Here is a 20,951-nt window from a genome sequence, read left to right on the forward strand (position 1 = left end):
TTTTGTTAAAGCATGGGCCGCCCATCGTAAAAAAAGAGAGGGGGTAAAGCTTCTTAGTTGTGGGTTACGCTTAGGTTTTTGATACGAACTAAACCGTATGATCCCGTATAACTTGCGCCTTTAACGGATTGCAAGTAGTTACCGACTTTAAAATAGTTTTCAGATAGATCGTCAACTTCCATTTTCTTTCTGAATACGCTAGAGCCGTTCATAAAGAGCTCTACATAAGCTCCGGAATATACCAGTTTACAATTGTAAGTGGTGTCAAGACTGTAGCCGCTGAAGGTTTGGCTGCCTCCTTGTTCTTCGGTAACATAGCCGCTAATCTTTAGTTTTACCGATCCCGATGATTGGTTTTCTTCACCAATGAACTGAACCCTTACTACATCATCGACTTCAACACCGTCTGAATTTTTACTGGGACCATGTATTTGACCAAAGCAGAGTACCCCGCCATCGCCGTCGGTATCTTGTGGGAGTTGGTTGACCTGTACGGTCCATTCCATGGTGTGGGTGCCGCTATCGCCGGTCCAACTTGCCAAGTTGCCGTTGTCCATCTCACGTAGCTCTACCCTTGGATTTTGTGAATTGGCCGAACCGCCCAAACCTCTGTAGCATTTAAAGTATACCCATTCGCCATCGGTATAGAAGTAATTGTCATCGGAGTAGGTGTTGTATGAAATGCCACTGGCATCGGTAATGTCATCGTAATAGGTGGCAGATGAGCCTGGGCTTCCTACAAAACTGTTGATTTTCCAAGTGTTTGCCGTGATGCCTAGAACTGAGGCGGGTGAGTTTCCGCTTGTAGGGGGAGTGGACGAACCACCGGAGCCCCATGCTTGGAATTTGGTAATGCTGTTCCATAAAACGGTGCTTCCACCGCTGTTAAGCACATAGCCCTTACCGACAATCCTGATATAACGGGCGGTAGAGTTGGGGAGGTCGATAGTTTCGTAATCCGAAGTAGAACCTGAACTGGTTTTCGATTTGATTTTCGTCAGGCTAGAAGTAGAATTACCTACCCAAACTTCATACTTGGTCTTTCTGCTGTCTCCTTTATAGAAGGCAATTTTCACATAATCAATGTTGGCCGAACTGCCAAGGTCGTATGTGATGGAAGCCCCATCACCATAACCTGACCAACGGGTAGACGTAGATCCGTCTAGGGTATTACTGGCTACGTTCGGTGATTGTGAGGTGCTGGCCGAGACCGAAGAAATTCCAATGGCCGTGGAATTGGTGGAAAGTTTGGTAAGGACCGCTTCTTCATCTGGGTCGACTTGTTCTTCCGAACAACTTCCTAGACATAAGGCCAGGAAAAATACGGGAATAAGCTTCCACATAATGTCTCCGTTGAAGGCCGTGCGCACCGTCGTAAATACATTTTTTTTCATAATAGTTCAATATTAAATTTAGGGTTATTGGTTATCCACTTTGGTTAACCAGTTGTGTAATGTTATTAATTAATTTTATATTAACAAAATATTAGTAGGTAAATTCTATTAAAAGATAAAGTCTTGTCCGTTTGTTTTGTGAATTGATTTTGTAGGTTAATTGTTTGAAGTTAGTGTTTGTAAGGGGTGGGTTCTTTTGGCTTCTGTAAGAAAAAAAAGGAAGGTGAGGGCTAGATAGTGAGATACAGCTGCACTTCCTTTGATAGTAGCGGAATTGCTGTAGGTTTTTTGGAAGGTGTAGATAGGCATTTTTCGGTCTAAGTCCTTTTAGTCGACTGAGACGACCAAGGTTCTAAACTGGTTTAATAGCAACTGTAGTTTAGGGGCGATATACGCTTTACAAAATGGTTTTTCAGGGTTGCTGATATAGTAATTTTGAAAGTGGGCCTCTGAAGGTTTAAATGAGACAAAAGGTAATACCTGGGTTATTAATGGGGCGCTAAAATCTTTTTGCAATAGTTTTAAAAGGCCAATGACATCAAGGTGCTGGCGCTGCGAAAAGCTATAGACTGCCGAGCGGTACTTATCGCGCATACTATGGTTAGAAGTGCTTTTATGGGTGTGAAGATGAATTTCGACCAAATCTTTTAACGTAATGCGTTCTGGCTTGAAATGTACAATGACGGCTTCGGAGAAAGTATTATGGCTTGCTGTTGATGCCACAAAGCCCTGCTCTACCCTGTCGACTCCCCGTAAGGATTGAAAAACTGCTTCCGTACACCAGTGGCAACCTCCGCCCAAAGCTATTTTTTCCATAAAAACGCATTTGTATCCTTTCTTTTTGTCGCTGTATGGGGCCAATACTTGCGAGGGGGGTAAAATAAAAAGACCCACTGGGAAAGTAGGTCTTTAAATCGCGAATGTAAAGCTGTAGCGCCCAAATCATGCTACAGTTTCTAGCGTAGGTCGAGTTTGAATATCGTTTATGGCCAATTTGTTTTGTTCGTTCAGTTTTCTGTTCTGTACGTAGGTTATATAAAGGGCTACGATACAGAAAACCGCAGCTGCGCCATTGCCATCTTTGACCAATAGGTGGGCAATGATTCCGAAAGTAAGGTTGAGGAAAAATCCGGCATAGGCCCATTCGCGGACCCAGCCACTTTTATTGAAAACAAGAACGGCCAGCCCCAATAATTGGGCGCTTCCTAAAACAAATATTAAGTAGGTTGGGTATCCTAATTCTTCAAATTTGAGAACTACGGCCTCGTAGTTGAAGAAAGAATTGGCTACGGCATAAATGATAGCCAATGAAAAAAAGGAGAGGGCAATACGGTAGTAAAGCTTTGTGGTTTTCATAGAAATGGGTTTTAAGATAGTTTACCGAAGTTACTTTCTTAAAACCCAATTTCTTATGAATGATAGGTCAATTGCAATTTACTGTAGATTAATGGCAAGAATCTGGTTACGAGCTCGTTTGTCCCTGTTTTAACTTGTCGGCGTGCATTTTCCTTAACTTGGCCAACTTTGGGGTTATTACGGCGCTACAGTAACCTTGAGAGGTATTGTTGCGGTAATAATCTTGGTGATAATCCTCGGCGTCGTAAAACGTGGGAAGCGGGCTCAATTCGGTAACGATCGGGTCTTCAAAGTAAGACGATAGTTCTTGTATTACGGATTCGGCCACCGTCTTTTGGGTATCGTTGTGGTAGAAGATTACCGAACGGTATTGGGTGCCCACATCGCCGCCTTGTCGGTTGAGGGAGGTGGGGTCATGGCTTGTCATAAATACGATCAATAGATCTTGATATGAGATTACCGAAGGGTCAAAACTGACCTGTACCACTTCGGCATGGCCCGTAAGCCCCGAACAGACCTCTTTGTAGGTGGGTTTTCCGGGGGCATTGCCCCCAGCATAGCCTGAAACGAGTTTTTCAACCCCTTTCAATTCTTGTAACACTGCTTCTATACACCAAAAACAGCCACCGCCTAGGGTAGCAATTTCTAAATTTTTATCGCTCATTCTTTAACGCTTTCTTTTTGTAGTTGCATTGATTCGGAATTGACACAGTAGCGGAGGCCACTCGGTGGAGGGCCGTCTGGAAATACATGGCCTAAATGCGCATCGCAAGTATTGCACATGACTTCAACCCGTATCATACCGAAGGAAGAATCCTTTTCGTATTTGATGGCATTTTCCTTAATGGGTTGTGTAAAACTGGGCCAACCTGTGCCCGATTCAAATTTAATGGTGGAGTCGAACAAAGGCGTATCGCAACAGATACAGTTGTATTTTCCAGCTTCGTGGGCACTACATAGGGCTCCGGAATGCGCACGCTCCGTTCCTTTTTGACGGGTGATCCTGAATTGTTCGGCCGTGAGGAGCTCACGCCACTCGGCCTCGGTCTTCTCGACCCTTCTGTCGGGCTCCGGATTTCCCTTTACACTAAAATTGATTACATCTTTCCATGTAAGCATAAGCTTCCTTTCTATTTAAACGAATTCATTCTAAATAATGATAGTACAAAATAAATACATTGTACTATAGCAAATGTGCTTATTCGTCGAAATTTTTAGCCTTTACTTACAGTGACACATCAAAAGCCCGATCGGTGTGTTGGTCTTGCTTTGATTGTTGTTCTAAGTTTTGTTTTTGGTGTTGGGGTATAAGGGCGCCCAAAATGAATCGGACATCCAGTCTATCGGCCCGAACCTAAAATTTACCGTATTTTTGAAGTGCATGAATAGAAAAACGATCTATACCATTTTAACCATTTGCTGCGTGGTCGGCTTTTGGTTGTTCGATAATTTTTATACGCCCGCAACCTATTCGGATACGTCGGGGGATGGGGCTAAAACTGTAATAGCCTCCAGTTTGATGCCGAGCTCCACAACGGGGGAAATTGTCGAGCACAGCCATTTTACGCTTTCGTACAACGAAGCCTACGAACAGGCGGAATGGGTGGCCTATTCCTTAAAAAAAGAACACCTGACCAACGATGATCGTAAAAGGCCCTACTTTATAGAAGATCCCAAGGTGCGCACCAAATCTGCCGACTGGCGAAATTATAAAGGCTCGGGATATGATAGGGGGCATTTGTGCCCGGCAGGTGATCGAAGGTTTAGCGAACAAGCGTATAACGAGACGTTTTACACTAGTAATATCAGTCCCCAAGACCGTGATTTCAATGCTGGAATTTGGAATAAGTTGGAGAAGCAGGTACGTATATGGGCCAAGCGACATGGGGAAATTTTTGTAGTTACGGGCGGAGTTTTGGAAGAAGGCCTTGACGAGATCGGTGAAGAAGATGTCGATGTGCCAGAGTACTATTATAAAGTAATAGCCCGGGGCGATGGCGATGAGATAAAGATGTTGGCTTTTTTGTTGGAAGGAAAAGAGCGTTCGAAGCCTTTGAAGCAATTTAGCGTTTCCGTTGACGAAGTTGAAAAACGTACGGGAATCGATTTTTTCCGGAAGCTTCCTAAAAAAATACAAGACCAAAAGGAAAGCGAGGTCGATACCGGAAGCTGGAAGTTCAGTTTTTAGCCATCCAAAGCAATAGTCCTAAAAAAAACAGGCGTGGGCCTATCATCTTAGATACCTTCCTTAAGACGGTTGGCATCCAACTTCAGGAAAATAAAAAGTAGGGCCGTAAAAAATAGGAGTCCCGATCCACCATAACTAAAGAAGGGCAGGGGAATACCAATGGTAGGCAATACGCCTATCACCATGCCGATGTTTATAAAGTAGTGCACCAATAGAATGGATATAACGCCGTAACCGTACATACGTGCAAAGCCGGTTTTCTGACGTTCCGAAAGGTAGACCAGCCGTAATAATAGAAAGGTAAATAGCAATACTACGGTAGCGGTGCCCAAAAAGCCCCATTCTTCACCCACCGTACTGAAGATATAATCAGTATGTTGCTCTGGTACGAAGTCGCCTTTGGTTCGTGTTCCTTCCAAGAAACCCTTTCCCCAGAAACCACCCGATTCTATGGCTTTTTCAGATTGATAGGTATTGTAGCCAATGGTTTTTCGGATCTGCTCCAATTTAGCAGGGTCTTTCTCTAATCGTAACCACAGACTGAATCGGTCTCGGTGACGTTGTTCAAAAACGTTGTTGAAGACAAAATCAACAGAGAGCGAAAACAAGATGGTCAGTACCACGGCTATGGTCGTAGGGATGACCGGAACCTTGAATTTCTTCTTTTTGAGCAAAAAGAAGAGTATTAAGATAAGGGCGATACCGATGGTGATCCATATTGTACCGAACATTAAGGTCGTCACAAAAATAAGAATGGCAAAGAAAGCAATACCCAAATAGTATATAGGAAGCCCCTCCCTAAAGATAACAAAGGATAGGGAGAAAAAGACCAAGGCGCTACCGGGATCCGGTTGAGGGATGATCAGTATGGCCGGAATCAAGATGATCAAGAAAGCATAGAGCTGATCTTTATTGCGTTTGATGTCCGTTTGAATATCACTGAGATATTTGGCCAAGGCCAAGGCCGTAGCCACTTTGGCGAGCTCAGAGGGTTGAAGGTTGAAAAAACCCAGGTCGTACCATGAAGTAGCTCCGGCAATGGTCTTTCCGAAAGCGAAAAGGCCGAGCAGTAGCACCATGGAGATGATATAGAGTACACTGGAGAAGCGTTCGTAAAAGTTGGCTTCGAGGGCCAACAGGATTACAATCGATGCAAAACTGGTAAGGATAAAGAAAAGTTGTTTACCGTGAAGGGTGCTGAAATCGAATATAGACGAATCGCTTTCTGAAAAAGTACTCGAATAGATATTGACCCAGCCAATGGTCAGTAGCAATACATAAAAAAGAACGGAAAGCCAATCGATACGTTTGAGGACGCTTTTACCAGACATACTCGTTTATCTTGAATTCTTTGCCGCTATAAGGTTTGGCATATTCCTTTTCCAAAGTTTTCTCTAACATACGTTTTTCAAGGTCTTTTCTGGTGATTTCTCCCTTGATGTATTTTTCGATCATAAGCGAAGCTATGTGGCCCGCATACCTAGATCCGTAGTAGCCGTTTTCAATGTATACGGCAATAGCTATCTTAGGGTCTTCTACTGGGGCGAAAGCAACAAATACCGAGTGGTCGGTAAGCTGTACGCGAACACTGTCTATTTTGGTGTAATTCTCTACCGTACCGGTTTTACCGGCAATTTTGACGTCGGGAATCTGAAGCCATCGGGCCGTTCCCTTTTCGTAAACGTCGGCCATACCTTGAATGACCGGTTCAAAATGTTTTTTGTCGATCGTAGTATGTTTCGGCTCTACAAAATCGGGTATGCTAATGTCTTTTCCGTCAACTTTCTTTAAGATATGAGGGGTAAAATAGTGTCCGCGGTTGGCAATGGCCGCCGTCATATTGGCCAATTGTATGGGGGTCGCGGCTACCTCGCCTTGGCCTATGGAGTTGGATATGATATATGAAGATGACCATCGGTTGTCTCCGTACCATTTGTCGTAATACTCCTTGCTGGGGATCCTCCCTTTCTTTCCTGTCGGCAGATCATAGCCCAAGTATTGGCCGAGACCAAAACTCTTCATGTGCTTTTCCCAAACGTCCATACCGTCGTCAGTGGTCTCGAATTTGTCATATATCTTACGGAAGGTCGCGGCAAAATAGGCGTTACATGATTTGTAGATGCCGTCGTTCAGTTTGCGCAGGCCGCCTCCACAGTGGCATCCCCTTTTTTTCCTTCCAACATAAAAACCGTTGTAGCATTGCACCGTTGTGTTTGGGGTAATCACACCTTCCTGTAGTGCGACCAAGGCGTTTAGGGTCTTAAAAGGGGAACCGGGTGAACCTTCGGCCAAAATAGATCGGTCGAACAATGGTTTTGATATAGAATCGTAATGCAGTTTGCTGTAATTTTTTGAACGCTCCCTGCCTACCAATAGGGAAGGGTCGTAGGTGGGCCCTGATATCATGGCCAAAATCTCCCCGGAGGAAGGTTCTAAAGCGACAATGCCTCCACGCTTACCGTTCATGAGAAGTTCTCCGTATTCTTGAAGGGTTTTGTCTATGGTAATGTTTATTTCCAAGCCTTGTTCGGGAAGGGTATCCATTATTCCTCCTTTATACTTGCCTATATCGCGATTGTAGCGGTCTTTTTGAATGTACTGCACCCCTTTTCGACCACGAAGGATGTCTTCGTATTGTTTTTCCACGCCGGTGCGCCCAGTGAGCTCACCCTGTACATAATACGGGTTTTTGGCCAGGTCACGATCGTTTACCTCACTGATATATCCAAGTACATTGGCGGCACTCTTGGTATCGTAATAGCGCAATGAGCGTTTTTGAATATAGAATCCGCGATAGTGCCTCATTTTTTCTTGAAGCCTGGCGTAATCTTCTTTTGAAAGTTGGGGCACAAAAACTGAAGGCAACCTAGGGGAATAGACTCGTGCTTTGTGCAGTTCCTTTTTGAACTTGGCCTTGTCGATACCGAGCAAGCTGCAGAATTCAAGGGTGTCGAGTTCCCTTACTTCCCTGGGGATTACCATTACATCATAAGCTGGATCGTTACCTACAAGTAGCTTCCCGTTTCTATCGTAAATATAGCCGCGCTCAGGATAATCGTAGACCCTTTTTATGGCGGGGTCTTCCAATACCTGGTCGGGCGAGAAACTGAATATCTGTAGATAAGACAGTCTGCCGAGAAACGTAATGCCAATGATTACGATTATAGATGATAATAGCAACTTTTTCATCTAAGATGAAATTTATGATTTAAGAAGTTCAAATTAGCGATTTGATCTATTCTTTCCTTACACTAAAAAGTGAGCCAAAAAGCAAACAAAGAATTAAGGTTCCGGTACCTGTAGCCAATACTTTCTTCAAAATTAAGAGGAAATTGTCCAAACTAAAAATTTCCAACGTAAAGAAAACAAAGTGATGTACTATAATCAATAACGCTAAAAACGTAATTTGTTGTACCCTAGTGGTATTACTTAGTTTAAAACTTTGAAATTCAAAATTTACCCCAAAGACAAAACGCATAATGGCCGGCCTCATATAGGCGATTGTAATGGTCGATGCGGCGTGAATGGCCATGGTATCGGAAAAGAAATCTATGGCTATACCGAGTAAGAAACCGAGTCCGATAAAGGCGGCCCTGTTTTCTTTAATAGGGTACCAATAAAGAAACAGTATGTACACCATGGGGTTGATAAACCCGAAAAAATTCAGCTTGTTGAACACCAGCACCTGAACGAGCACCAGAAGCAGAAAACGAACGACATTTAAAAAATAGTAATTACTGACCATTAGTCTCCGTTTGTTTTTCGAGTTCTAAAATTTCTTCGCGATAGGTGTTTTTTACAATGTAGACATTTTTGATATTGGTCATATCGTTAAATAAGGCCACGTCTATATTGTAAAAACTTTTAGAGGTGTTGAGGTCAAACTTTCGTATGGTCCCTATAGGTATGCCTTCGGGGAAAATACTGCTCATTCCGCCCGTAACAATGGTATCGCCGATCGTAAGTGGGACCAATCGGGGAATGTCGACCAATTGCACTATGTTGTATTGCTTCATGTTCCAGACCAAGGAGCCGAAATGGTCGGTGTTCTTGATCTTGGCGTTGATGTTCGATTTCTCGTTCAGGATAGATTGTACGGTAGAGAAATTGTTGGAGGTGTTCTCTATGATGCCTAAAATACCCTTGCTGGTAATTACCCCCATATCGGGTTGAACACTATCTTTTCGGCCCTTGTCTATGGTGATGTAATTGCGTGGGTCGGCAAAGCTGTTTTTTATGACCTTGGCGGTAGTGATGGTATAGGTTTGTTGAACCGAATCAAGCACGGTCGTATCGATTTGCGTTCTGTTGAACAGCAATTTTCGGAGATAGGTGTTCTCCTCCATGAGTTTTTGGTTCTCTTGGTCAAGGCCGAAATAGGTAGAAACGTTATTGGATGTTCTTAAGATGTTTCCGGTAACCCAGTTTGATGAATTAAAGAACCGCGATTGGTGGTACGAATGTGACTGAATAGTGAAACCCAAAGAAACAATCATCAAAAAGACATAAAGAAGGAAATTCTTATATCGAATGATAAAATTGATGATCTGCTGCATTCACTTGTTGTTTGGTGAAAACTGCGAAGCAATTCCGAATGGCAATAAAATTAAAACCCTTGAAATCGCCCCGAAATCTTTAGGTTTTATTTGATAAGGATGCTTTTGTAACGCTCTAAGTTCTTGAGTGCAATACCTGTTCCCCTAACTACGGCCCGTAGGGGGCCTTCCGCAATGTATACGGGTAAATCCGTTTTTTGCGATAACCTTCTGTCAAGTCCGCGTAACATAGAACCACCACCGGCGAGATAGATACCGGTATTGTAAATATCGGCAGCTAATTCTGGGGGGGTCTGCGAAAGCGTTTCCATTACCGCATCTTCTACACGAAGAATCGATTTGTCCAAAGCCTTGGCGATCTCACGGTATGAAATCTGAACTTGTTTAGGTTTACCGGTCAATAGATCTCGACCTTGTACGGATTTTTCGTCCGGAGGGGTCTGGAGGTCTTCGGTAGCCGAACCTATTTCGATTTTTATATTTTCTGCGGTAGCCTCACCCACATAAAGGTTGTGTTGGGTACGCATGTAGTATATAATATCATTGGTGAAAACATCACCTGCAATCTTTACTGATTTGTCGCAAACAATACCACCTAAGGCAATTACGGCAATCTCGGTAGTACCGCCCCCTATATCGACGATCATGTTCCCTTTGGGCTGCATAATGTCAAGGCCGATACCGATGGCGGCCGCCATCGGTTCGTGAATCAAATAGACTTCTTTGCCGTTCACACGTTCGGAAGATTCCTTAACTGCACGCATTTCTACCTCTGTAATGCCCGAAGGAATACAGATGACCATGCGCAAGGCCGGTGGAAACCACTTTTTCTTTAGGGCAGGTATGTTTTTGATAAACATATTGATCATCTTTTCAGATGCATCAAAATCTGCGATAACCCCATCTTTTAGCGGACGGATCGTCTTAATGTTTTCGTGGGTCTTGCCCTGCATCATATTCGCCTCTTTCCCTACGGCAATAATTTTGCCTGATATTCGGTCGCGGGCGACAATGGACGGACTGTCAACAACTACTTTGTCCATGTGAATGATTAGGGTGTTCGCCGTACCTAAATCGATGGCGATTTCCTCTGTCAAGAAATCAAAAAATCCCATTTGTAATCTTCTTTGGTTATGTTACTAGCTTGATAAGGGGTGTATTTCATCGGTAAAAGTAGTGAAATTAATGCTTGAAATGACGTGTTCCCGTCATTACCATAGATACATTGTTTTCATTACAATAATCGATACTTAATTGGTCTTTTATAGACCCGCCCGGCTGTATAACGCTAGAAATACCACTTTTATTGGCTATTTCTACACAATCTGGGAAAGGAAAGAACGCATCGCTCGCCATTACGGCTCCTTCAAGGTCGAAATTAAATGTTTTTGCCTTGTGAATCGCTTGGTTTAAGGCATCTACGCGAGAGGTCTGTCCGGTTCCGCTAGCACATAATTGTTTATTTTTTGCAAGCACTATGGTGTTCGATTTGGTGTGTTTGCACAATTTTGAAGCAAAAAGAAGATCTTCCAATTCGCGTTCCGATGGTTTTGAGTCGGTTACGTACTGTAATTCGTCAAGGGTGTCGGTTCTGTAATCTTTGTCTTGGACCAAATATCCGTTAAGGCATGTCCTGACCAAAGTCTCTGGCAAGGCCACGTCGTTTTGAATCAGAATGATCCTGTTCTTTTTACCTTTTAATATTTCAAGGGCTTCGGCCGAATAGCTCGGTGCGATGACCACTTCGCAGAATAGGCTGTGGATTTCTTCGGCCGTAGCTTTGTCGATTTCTACATTGCTGATCAAGATGCCGCCAAAAGCCGATACCGGGTCACCGGCCAAGGCATCTACATAGGCTTGGTGAATGGTTTCGCGCTGGGCAAGGCCACAAGCGTTGTTGTGTTTTAAAATGGCAAAGGTAGGGGCGTCGTTCTTGAATTCGCCCATAAGGTTGACGGCTGCATCAACATCCAAGAGGTTGTTGTACGAAAGTTCCTTTCCGTGCAATTTGTCGAACATAGAGTCGAAATCGCCAAAGAAAAACCCTTTTTGGTGGGGATTTTCCCCATAACGCAATACCTGGCCTTTAGATTCGCTTATTTTGAGTGTGGCTTCTTGCTGCTCGCCGTTAAAGTAATTGTAAATGGCGGTATCGTAGTGCGAGGAAACATTGAACGACTTGGCTGCAAATCGTTTGCGGTCTTCAAGACTGGTACTTCCGTTGCCGTTCGAGATGACCTCAAGGAAGTCTGAATAGTCTTCCATTGAAGAAACGCAGAGTACGTCTTTGAAGTTTTTGGCGGCTGCACGGATAAGCGAAATGCCACCTATGTCGATTTTTTCAATAATATCTTGTTCCGAAGCACCACTGGCAACGGTTTTTTCAAAAGGATAGAGGTCTACGATAACGATATCGATCTGGGGTATTTCAAACTCTTCCAACTGGGCAACATCACTTTCGTTGTCTTGTCGGTTCAAGATTCCCCCAAAAACTTTGGGGTGTAATGTTTTTACCCTACCCCCTAAAATGGAAGGGTAACTGGTTACATCTTCAACGGGTATTACATCAACGCCAAGCTCTTTTATAAATTTTTCCGTTCCCCCGGTGGAGTATATCGTGATGCCGAGTTCTTGAAATTTTTTGATAATCGGTTCCAATCCATCTTTATGGAATACGGAAATAAGTGCGGAAGAAGCTTTTTTGATGCTCATTTTGATAGGATGTTGTTACTTGGTTAAAAGACACGCAAAAGTAATTTTTTTGAAAGAAAAAACAGGCGAGGTTATCAACAAAACTTCTAAAGTTTTGAACCGATAAGGCCGAAATTACGGGGTCTTTAGGCCCAATTGGGGGAATTTGTCCAAAAAGAGCTCGCTCAACAGGCCTAGAAAGTGTAGATTTTGGCTACTTCGGCATTGATGAATTCTAGAAAACGCTCGTCTTCTTCCGTAAATGGGTCGGGGGTGTTCGAGTCGATGTCGATCTGCCCCACATTCGCTCCGTCAATGAACAAGGGGACGACAATCTCTGCCTTTACCGTAATGCTGCAGGCTATATAATTGTCTTGGGCCTGTACGTCCGGAACCACGAAATTCTGATTAGATACGGCTACCTGTCCGCAAATTCCCTTGCCGAAAGGTATGATGGTATGATCTGTAGGTGCACCGGCATAGGGGCCGAGTTTCAGTTCTTCCTTGTCGCCGTTCTTAAAGTAGAATCCTACCCAATCATAGTGGGGTACGGTTTCCCTTAATAGCTCGCAAAGCTCTTGAAGGCGTTGGTCTACGGTTATATCGGTGGTGTTGAGGATGGCGCTGGCCTTGGTGCGTAATTCGTTGAACATGCTATTTTTTTGTGCAAAAATAAGCTTTTGGAAACAAAACTATGGGAAACAAAAAAAGGGATGTCGAATCAACGACATCCCTTTTCAATTGCTTTTAAAAATATTAAGGTTGGATCTTCACGTCAAAGACAATGTAGTCTTTAATGCCGTATCCGGCCTTGATCTCTGTAATTTTAATAAGGCCTTTTTTGTTGTATTCATCAACAAATTCGATAACATCTCCAACATTAAGGTTGGTTGTCTTTTCAAAATTAGGTTTGCTAATATTGTTTAAGTCTCCCGAAAGGGTAATGGCGTCAAAATCGGCCGCAGTTTTGCTAGAGAGTTCCAAGTAAAAATTATTCAGCGTTTCCGTTGCGGCGTTTTCTTCCGTTGCATCGGCTTCAAGTCCTTCAACGTCAAATGGGAATACATCGTTATACGTGGCGGTAGAGGCAAATGAGGCTTTGTCGTTGGCCGAATCCCCTGAGGCGCCATAGTAGTATCCGAAATCCCAAAAAGCTCTATATTCAGGTCCTTTGTCTATTCGGTATGCGGAACCGTTTAGAAGGGAGAAGAATGTTTCGGTAGAACCATCTTCAGCTGGGGCATATAGCTTGATATCTGTAAATTCACGTACGTTAGCGGTAGGGTTGGTTCCGTTACCGACTTTAACGGTAATCGTTCCTACGCCTAGGGCTTTTCTTTTGGTAGGATCCCTAAAATCCCCTTTTCCCGTTGTGGTCCAGAATTGGTAAACGATTTCCCCGTTGTCAATATCGGGCACAGGAAGTTCAAAAGTAAAGTCAATGGCTTTTTGGGTATCTCCATCCAAATCTACCGAACCATCGCCTTTAAGGGCTTTTTTAAGGTCTTTACCTTCAATGTTGAAGTTGTTGAAAGGCATCTCTCCGCTACCGGAGATGTTTTGCGTGATGTATAATCTCTTCTGGTTTTTGGTAGACGTGTAAATGATGCGCCCAGGTACGGTCGTACCTACTTCGCCAGATGCTTCGGCGACCAAAATATCATTGGAGCCGTCGTTTTCGTTAATGACTAGGGTGGCTATTGTGGATTCATCCCCGGTATCTATTGGGGAGTCGAAAACAGAGCCTTCATCCGTGCTACAGCTTGTTGCTAGAAAGGCTAATGCAAATACTGCAAATCCTGATTTTACGACTGATCTTAATTTTTTTTTCATTTGTACTGCTTTATTTTTTTAATACTAATTGTTCGGGGAGAATGTTTAATCCGTCATGCCATAACTCAAAAAACGGACTATAAGTATGTCAAGTGGTAAAAAAAATACGATGAGAGGCTATCTTTTACGGCAATAATCAAATGTGTATGTCGTAGGATAGAGGTCGTGAAATCTCTAAATTTTAGTTAAAGCGAGCTGTTTGGGCCGGGCTAGGTCGTTTATTTCATAAATTTGCGTTAATGAAAGAAAAACTACATCGTTGTCTTTCTTGCCTTATGGCAATTGTACTCTTGCTTTCTACCACTTCGTTCAAGGTAGAGAAGCACTATTGTATGGGGCATTTGGTAGATGTTGCTTTTTTTGTCGATGCCCAAGATTGCGGTATGGACATGCCTTTGGGTGATGATATGTCCGCATCTGTTGAAAAATCGTCATGCTGTGCCAGCGAAGTAATCGCCATGGAAGGGCAGAACGATGTAAAACCTTCTTTTAACGACTTCCAGCTTGACCAAAAAATGTTTTTGGTCGCTTATACATATGCTTATATTGGTTTGTTTGAACCTTTGGCAAAAAGGAAGCAGACGTACGCACAATATCATCCTCCTAAAATCGTCGAGAACATCCAGTTGCTCGACCAGGTTTTTCTGATCTGATTTATTTTTAGTTTCCTTTCCAACCTATTCTTGAAGTAAGTGCGGCCAAGCTGCCTATGTACTTCAAATTGTTTTGAATTTGCTAAAAAAAGTTCTGATGAAAACAGTTTTTCATATAAAAAATATGGTCTGCGATCGGTGTAAAATGATTGTTTCGCAGTCGTTTGAGGCCTTGGGCGCAACACTTCTTGATGTGGAGCTGGGTGTGGTTACCATTGCTTCCGACAAGGTTTTGGATCACCGGCGACTTGGTCAGGTCTTGGAGGGTAAGGGCTTTGAATTGATGTCCGATAAAACCGATATTATAATCGAGCAGGTCAAGGCCGCACTTATCGATTTTGTCGACTCCGAAAAGTCGGGCGACGAGATCAATGTTTCCGTTTTCCTGTCGGGGAAAATCAACCGCGAATATTCTTATGTAAGCAAGCTTTTTAGTAGAAGGGAAGGCATTTCCATAGAAAAATATGTCATTAACCTAAAAACGGAAAAGGCCAAGGAACTGATCCAGATGAAGGGATTGAACTTTTCTGAAATAGCCTATGCCCTAGGTTATAAAAGTAGCAGCCATTTGGCCCGACAGTTTAAATCGGTTACAGGGTATTCAATGACGGAATACAGGAACATGGGGAATTGGGAGCGCAAATCCCTTGACCAAATTGTATAAGCCTTAACCATAACTAGTCAAAAGTACTCTGTATTAACGGTGTAATTTTGTGGTGTATTTAAGATTGTAATAATGAAACAGACCTATCATATACACGGAATGAGCTGTAATGGCTGTAGGGGCCATGTAGAGCAGACCTTGTCGAACGTCGAGGGGGTGACCAAGGTGTCGGTCGATTTGGAAAAGGCCGAAGCGGTTGTGGAAATGACCGATCAATTGTCCTTGGTCGATTTACAAGAGGCCATGGAGAAGGATGGTGGGCACTATTCCATTCACGAGCAGGGGGCGCACCATCATAAAGTTGAAAAACCAAGGAAGGTAGAAAATGGCAATGGGGTTTTTTATTGCCCCATGCACTGTGAAGGCGATAAAACCTATACCGAACCCGGTGATTGTCCGGTTTGTGGAATGGATTTGGTGGAAGAGGTAAGTGCGGTGCCAAGCCGTGCCCAAGAATACACCTGCCCAATGCATCCTGAAGTTATACGTGATGCCCCTGGCGATTGCCCAATTTGTGGTATGGACTTGGTGCCGAAACAGGCCGATATTTCGGCAGAGGAAAAGACCTATAATAAATTGTTGAACAAGTTTAAGGTTGCCGTGGCCTTTACCTTGCCCATTTTTATCATTGCCATGTCCGATATGATACCGGGTAATCCGTTGCAAGATGTTTTGGGACGGAAATATTGGAATTGGATCCAGTTCGGTCTTTCGCTTCCAGTGGTTTTTTATGCTGCATGGATGTTTTTTGAAAGGGCCTACCGATCGGTAAAAACGTGGAACCTGAATATGTTCACCTTGATCGGTATCGGCGCAGGGGTAGCATGGTCGTTCAGTGTCTTTGCCATTTTGGTGCCCGATTTTTTTCCGCCCCAGTTTAAAACGGATCAAGGTACGGTACATGTGTACTTTGAGGCGGCCACGGTTATCTTGACCCTAGTACTTTTCGGCCAGCTTTTAGAGGCCCGTGCCCATAGCAAAACCAACAGTGCGGTGAAAGAGTTGCTCAAATTGGCACCCAATAAAGCCGTTCGTATCGTTGGTGGTAAAGAAGAGGCCATTACCATCGATCAGATCGTAAAGGGCGATTTGCTTCGTGTAAAGCCAGGGGATAAAATTCCTGTTGACGGAATTATTACCGAAGGTGAAAGTGTGGTGGACGAATCCATGATTACGGGTGAACCGGTGCCTGTTCAAAAAGAGGAGGGGGCTACGGTGCATTCGGGAACCATAAACGGCAAGGGGTCTTTTGAAATGAAGGCCGAAAAAGTGGGTGCGGAGACCTTGCTTTCACAGATTATCGATATGGTCAACAAGGCTAGTCGTAGTCAGGCACCTATTCAGAAACTGGCCGATAAGATCTCGGGTTATTTTGTGCCGACGGTAGTCTTTGTTTCGGTGGTTACCTTTATAGTTTGGGTCATTTTTGGTCCCGAACCCGCATATGTTTATGCTTTGGTAAATGCCATTGCCGTATTGATTATTGCCTGCCCTTGTGCTTTGGGTCTGGCTACGCCGATGTCGGTAATGGTAGGTGTTGGCAAAGGGGCGCAATCGGGCGTCTTGATAAAAAATGCCGAGGCCCTTGAGCGTATGGCACGGATAGATACCCTAGTCATAGATAAGACAGGGACCATTACCGAGGGAAGGCCTTCGGTGGAAGGGATGTATGCAGTTGCCGACTTTGACGGCAGCAAGGTGCGGCAATATGTCGTTTCCTTGAACCAATACAGTGAGCACCCGCTGGCCGATGCTACCGTGCAATACGGTAAGGCCCAGGGCGTAACTGTCTTAAAGGTACTTGATTTTGATTCCGTGACCGGAAAAGGGGTGCGGGGGAAAATTGGTGATGAATCCGTGGTTTTGGGCAATGAGCAAATGATCGTCGGGTCCGGAGTCCTTATTTCCGAGGCCTTAAAATCCGAGGTCGAGGTATTCCAAAAACAAGGTAAAACGGTGTCGTATCTGGCAGTAAATGATAAGGCGGCAGGATATGTGGTGATTGGCGACAAGATCAAGGAAACCAGTAAAAAGGCCATTCAAAAATTGAAGGATTCCGGTATCACCGTGGTTATGTTGACAGGTGATAACAGGAATACGGCAAAGGCGGTTGCCGACGCATTGAACCTGGCCGATTTTAAGGCGGGTATGCTTCCGCAAGACAAACTTGCCGAGGTAGAGCGCTTACAGGCCCAAGGAAAAAAAGTGGCCGTGGCCGGAGATGGTATCAATGATGCGCCGGCATTGGCCAAGAGCGATGTGGGCATCGCCATGGGCACGGGTACCGATGTGGCTATCGAAAGTGCGGCGATTACCTTGGTAAAAGGCGATTTGCACGGTATTGTAAAAGCTTATGGGTTAAGTCGTGCGGTAATGGAAAATATCAAGCAGAATCTCTTTTTTGCCTTGATCTACAATACGGTGGGCATACCGATAGCCGCTGGGGTCTTGTACCCGGTATTTGGCTTGTTGTTGTCGCCCATGATTGCGGCCTTGGCCATGAGTTTTAGCTCGGTTTCGGTCATAGCGAACGCCTTGCGTTTGCGGACCAAAAAAATAGATGAATAGTATTGAATAAAATATAAATGAATAAATATATAGTAGTATGGGTAGCGGCCCTGTTGCCGTGGTTGGCTTTTTCACAGGAAAAAGTTGAAGGAATAGTCATCGATTCGGGGGCATCAAATGAACTGGGGCTTCCGGGGGCCAACGTGTATTGGATGAATTCCCAGATCGGGGTGGTAACCGATATTGACGGAAAATTTTCCATTCCTTATAACAAAGAACACAATAAATTGATTGTGAGTTATGTCGGATATGAGGCCGATACCTTAACGGTCAACGCTCCCAAGACACTTCGGTTGCGCTTAAAGGCTTCCAATACCTTGGATGAGGTGGTAGTGCAGCAAAAACGGGACGATATTCAAAAAGCCTATTTTAGTCCGCAGAACGTGGTTACGGTAAACAGTGCCGAACTGCTTAAGGCGGCTTGTTGTAATTTGGCGGAGAGTTTTGAGACCAATCCCGCCATAGATGTGAACCTATCCGATGGTTTAACGGGAACCAAGCAAATCCAAATGTTGGGATTGACGAGTCCGTATTTGTTGATTACCCAAGAAAACATTCCTATGGTCCGTGGGGCTTCACAGGCATATGGCCTCACCTTTACGCCCGGAACCTGGATCGAAAGTATTCAGATTACCAAGGGGGCCGGAAGTGTAGTTAATGGATATGAGAGTATTTCGGGCCAGATCAATACCGAGTTGGTAAAACCCCTTACCGACAATACCATTTTTGTGAATGGGTATGGGAATGAAAACGGACGCTATGAGCTGAATGCGCACTTCAATAAAAAGCTTAACGAAAAGTGGAGTACGGGACTGTATGTTCACGGAAACAAAAGAACCCAAAAGGAAGATGATAAAGGAGACGGCTTTCTCGATGCTCCCCTGGCCGACCAGATCAATGTAATGAACCGATGGCAGTATCAAGATCCCGAAAAGGGATGGGTGAGCTTTTTTAACGTGCGTTTTTTGAATGATGGGAAGCAGGTCGGTCAGGTAGATTTTAATCCTGATGCCGATAAGTTTACGACCAATGCATGGGGTAGTGAAATCAACACCCGAAGGTTCGATACTTCCTTGAAACTGGGCTACGTTTTTCCTGAATTGCCTTTTCAGAGTTTCGGCTTTCAAACGGCCTATAGCCTCCATAAACAGGATTCGTACTTTGGGTTTAAGACTTATGATATCAATCATGAGAGTATATACACCAATTTGCTTTTTAATTCGATTATCGGCGATACCCGAAATAAGTTTAAAACAGGACTATCCTTTGCCTATGATGGCTATGATGAGTTGGTGAATACAACGGATTATTCACGGGAAGATAAGTCCGTTGGTGCTTTTATGGAGTACAGTTACGAGAATATGGAAAAGGTAAGCTTAACGGCAGGCCTTCGTGTAGACAACCATAATAGGTTGGGTACTTTTGTAACCCCGAGGTTTCATATACGTTATACCCCATGGGGGAAAGGGAGTCTAAGGGGATCTTTCGGACGGGGCAAGCGTGCAGCCAATATTTTTGCCGAAAACCAACAATTGTTTGCATCGTCGCGGCAAATCAATATCTTAAGCGAAGGAGGGGAGGTTTACGGTCTAGAGCCTGAAGATGCCTGGAACTACGGAGTGAGTTTCTTGCAAGGCTTTAACTTTTTGAACAAGAAGGGTAATATTGCCCTCGATTATTATATAACCGACTTTAAGAACCAGGTGGTCGTCGATTGGGAAAATCCACAAGAGGTGTCCTTCTATAATTTGGATGGCGATAGCACGGCGGAAAGTTTTCAGGTAGAGGTAAATTACGAACTCTTAACGGGACTTGATTTGCGTACGGCTTATAAGTATTACGATGTGTCTACGGATTACAAGAGCGGTAATCTGCAAAAACCTTTGCAGGCCCAGCATCGGATTTTTGCTAATTTAGGGTATAAGACCAAGGTAAAGGAAAACGGTTCGCAGTGGAAATTTGACTATACCTTGCATAGTATGGGAAAAAAGAGATTGCCCAACACCGTCTCAAATCCAGTGGCCTATCAATTGGCGGCATATTCATCGCCGTACAACCATATGAACGCCCAGATAACAAAAGTGTTCTCTAATACGTTTGAAGTATATGTAGGGGGTGAAAACCTGTCGAACGTACAGCAAGATAATCCGGTATTGGGTGCCGATAATCCTTTTGGCCCTAATTTTGATACCACTATCATATACGCGCCAATAATGGGTCGAATGTTCTATGGCGGATTCAGGGTTAAAATTTAATAACTATAAACAAACACAAGTAAAATGAAGACAACGATCGTAACAATGGTAATGACCCTTATGGTCATGGTGACATTTGGACAAGACAAGAACAAGAAAATGACCTTTGATGTCAATGGTAAATGTGCCATGTGCAAGGCGCGTATAGAAAAGGCGGCCCTTAATGTAAAAGGGGTCAAGTATGCTTCATGGGATATAGCTTCACATCAATTGTCCCTTATCATGGATGAGCGAAAAACGGATCCCATGAAAATTAAATCGGCTATCGTGGCCGTTGGACACGATACCAAGGAGCTTAAGGCTACCGAAGAGGCCTATGAGAGTGTGCATCCTTGTTGTAGATATAGGGAAGACAATACCGATGATAGTGGGCATCACTAAAGTTATGGTGCTGTAAATTCGTTTCTTATGTCGGGTGTCGGGCAAGGTTGACCTGTGCGAATTATTTTTGGTTCGTTTTTTTCCAAAGTGGATATCACGAGACAAAAAGTAGTCTACCTTAGATTTACTTTATTTAATTGTAGAAACTATGACACAAGCAAAAAATACAGGTAAACCATCTGCTAAGCCTTCACCGGCAAAGTCCGGTAAAATGGTAGCTCCGATAGCTGGTGTTAGAAAGAAGTAGTCGGTCGACCCGGTAGGGTCTAGATATCGGACAGGAAAACCATCCCTTAAAAAAGGATGGTTTTTGTTTGTTTGTATAGGGTATAAAAAAAACCGCTCTTGTACGTTCAAGAGCGGTTTAATATTATATAATATGAAGCACAAACCAATTCATAATCGGCTGTGG

19 protein-coding genes are annotated in these 20,951 nt (G+C 43.8%); 6 read left to right on the forward strand and 13 right to left on the reverse strand.

The window, feature by feature from the left end; all coding sequences use genetic code 11:
- Window positions 1-53: 53 nt before the first annotated feature.
- The 5 genes from BW980_RS03895 to msrB all read right to left on the reverse strand — a co-directional run bounded on the left by BW980_RS03895 (window position 54) and on the right by msrB (window position 3,869).
- The gene (locus BW980_RS03895; RefSeq protein WP_076453598.1) at window positions 54-1,394 is read right to left on the reverse strand and encodes a polysaccharide lyase family 7 protein; all 1,341 of its coding nucleotides are present in this window, start codon (window positions 1,392-1,394) and stop codon (window positions 54-56) included.
- A gap of 327 nt (window positions 1,395-1,721) precedes the next feature.
- Window positions 1,722-2,210: a peptide-methionine (S)-S-oxide reductase gene (locus BW980_RS03900; protein ID WP_076453801.1), complete on the reverse strand. Its 489-nt coding sequence runs from the start codon at window positions 2,208-2,210 to the stop codon at window positions 1,722-1,724.
- 126 nt (window positions 2,211-2,336) lie between these two features.
- On the reverse strand, window positions 2,337-2,750 hold the full coding sequence (locus tag BW980_RS03905) for a DoxX family protein (protein WP_076453599.1): 414 nt from the start codon (window positions 2,748-2,750) through the stop codon (window positions 2,337-2,339).
- 106 nt (window positions 2,751-2,856) lie between these two features.
- Window positions 2,857-3,414, reverse strand: a complete 558-nt coding sequence (gene msrA / locus BW980_RS03910) for a peptide-methionine (S)-S-oxide reductase MsrA (protein WP_076453600.1) — start codon at window positions 3,412-3,414, stop codon at window positions 2,857-2,859.
- The gene (gene msrB, locus BW980_RS03915) at window positions 3,411-3,869 is read right to left on the reverse strand and encodes a peptide-methionine (R)-S-oxide reductase MsrB (protein ID WP_076453601.1); all 459 of its coding nucleotides are present in this window, start codon (window positions 3,867-3,869) and stop codon (window positions 3,411-3,413) included. Before msrB ends, msrA begins: the two co-directional genes overlap by 4 nt.
- Before the next feature lie 262 nt (window positions 3,870-4,131).
- On the opposite strand from msrB, the gene BW980_RS03920 reads away from it, so the two are divergent.
- Window positions 4,132-4,938, forward strand: coding sequence for a DNA/RNA non-specific endonuclease (locus tag BW980_RS03920; RefSeq protein ID WP_076453802.1), 807 nt, complete (start codon window positions 4,132-4,134; stop codon window positions 4,936-4,938).
- A gap of 47 nt (window positions 4,939-4,985) precedes the next feature.
- Here BW980_RS03920 and rodA read toward each other — a convergent pair whose 3' ends face one another.
- The 8 genes from rodA to BW980_RS03960 all read right to left on the reverse strand — a co-directional run bounded on the left by rodA (window position 4,986) and on the right by BW980_RS03960 (window position 14,018).
- Entirely contained in the window at window positions 4,986-6,269 is a 1,284-nt protein-coding gene (gene rodA, locus BW980_RS03925) for a rod shape-determining protein RodA (RefSeq protein WP_076453602.1), read from the reverse strand.
- On the reverse strand, window positions 6,259-8,127 hold the full coding sequence (gene mrdA, locus BW980_RS03930) for a penicillin-binding protein 2 (protein ID WP_076453603.1): 1,869 nt from the start codon (window positions 8,125-8,127) through the stop codon (window positions 6,259-6,261). Before mrdA ends, rodA begins: the two co-directional genes overlap by 11 nt.
- 46 nt (window positions 8,128-8,173) lie before the next feature.
- Window positions 8,174-8,683 (reverse strand): rod shape-determining protein MreD, encoded by a 510-nt coding sequence (locus BW980_RS03935; protein ID WP_076453604.1) that lies wholly within the window; start codon window positions 8,681-8,683, stop codon window positions 8,174-8,176.
- Window positions 8,673-9,494 (reverse strand): rod shape-determining protein MreC, encoded by an 822-nt coding sequence (gene mreC, locus BW980_RS03940; RefSeq protein ID WP_076453605.1) that lies wholly within the window; start codon window positions 9,492-9,494, stop codon window positions 8,673-8,675. Before mreC ends, BW980_RS03935 begins: the two co-directional genes overlap by 11 nt.
- Before the next feature lie 86 nt (window positions 9,495-9,580).
- Window positions 9,581-10,609: a rod shape-determining protein gene (locus BW980_RS03945; RefSeq protein ID WP_076453606.1), complete on the reverse strand. Its 1,029-nt coding sequence runs from the start codon at window positions 10,607-10,609 to the stop codon at window positions 9,581-9,583.
- A gap of 67 nt (window positions 10,610-10,676) precedes the next feature.
- On the reverse strand, window positions 10,677-12,206 hold the full coding sequence (gene purH, locus BW980_RS03950; protein ID WP_076453607.1) for a bifunctional phosphoribosylaminoimidazolecarboxamide formyltransferase/IMP cyclohydrolase: 1,530 nt from the start codon (window positions 12,204-12,206) through the stop codon (window positions 10,677-10,679).
- A 173-nt stretch (window positions 12,207-12,379) separates the two neighbouring features.
- The gene (locus BW980_RS03955; protein WP_076453608.1) at window positions 12,380-12,838 is read right to left on the reverse strand and encodes a GAF domain-containing protein; all 459 of its coding nucleotides are present in this window, start codon (window positions 12,836-12,838) and stop codon (window positions 12,380-12,382) included.
- 103 nt (window positions 12,839-12,941) lie between these two features.
- Window positions 12,942-14,018, reverse strand: coding sequence for a hypothetical protein (locus tag BW980_RS03960; RefSeq protein WP_076453609.1), 1,077 nt, complete (start codon window positions 14,016-14,018; stop codon window positions 12,942-12,944).
- A gap of 239 nt (window positions 14,019-14,257) precedes the next feature.
- Between BW980_RS03960 and BW980_RS03965 the strand changes: the two genes are divergently transcribed.
- The 5 genes from BW980_RS03965 to BW980_RS03985 all read left to right on the forward strand — a co-directional run bounded on the left by BW980_RS03965 (window position 14,258) and on the right by BW980_RS03985 (window position 20,539).
- A complete protein-coding gene (locus BW980_RS03965; protein WP_076453610.1) occupies window positions 14,258-14,671 on the forward strand; it encodes an HYC_CC_PP family protein in 414 nt (137 codons plus the stop codon).
- 97 nt (window positions 14,672-14,768) lie between these two features.
- Window positions 14,769-15,335 carry a helix-turn-helix domain-containing protein gene (locus BW980_RS03970; protein ID WP_076453611.1) on the forward strand — a complete coding sequence of 189 codons (567 nt, stop codon included), beginning with the start codon at window positions 14,769-14,771 and terminating at the stop codon, window positions 15,333-15,335.
- Between the two features lie 72 nt (window positions 15,336-15,407).
- Window positions 15,408-17,903 (forward strand): heavy metal translocating P-type ATPase, encoded by a 2,496-nt coding sequence (locus BW980_RS03975; protein WP_076453612.1) that lies wholly within the window; start codon window positions 15,408-15,410, stop codon window positions 17,901-17,903.
- Window positions 17,904-17,920: 17 nt separating this feature from the next.
- Window positions 17,921-20,158 (forward strand): TonB-dependent receptor, encoded by a 2,238-nt coding sequence (locus BW980_RS03980; protein ID WP_076453613.1) that lies wholly within the window; start codon window positions 17,921-17,923, stop codon window positions 20,156-20,158.
- A 24-nt stretch (window positions 20,159-20,182) separates the two neighbouring features.
- Entirely contained in the window at window positions 20,183-20,539 is a 357-nt protein-coding gene (locus BW980_RS03985) for a heavy-metal-associated domain-containing protein (protein ID WP_076453614.1), read from the forward strand.
- The last annotated feature ends 412 nt before the right edge of the window (window positions 20,540-20,951 follow it).

Source organism: Zobellia uliginosa (assembly GCF_900156625.1).
Taxonomy (GTDB): domain Bacteria; phylum Bacteroidota; class Bacteroidia; order Flavobacteriales; family Flavobacteriaceae; genus Zobellia; species Zobellia uliginosa.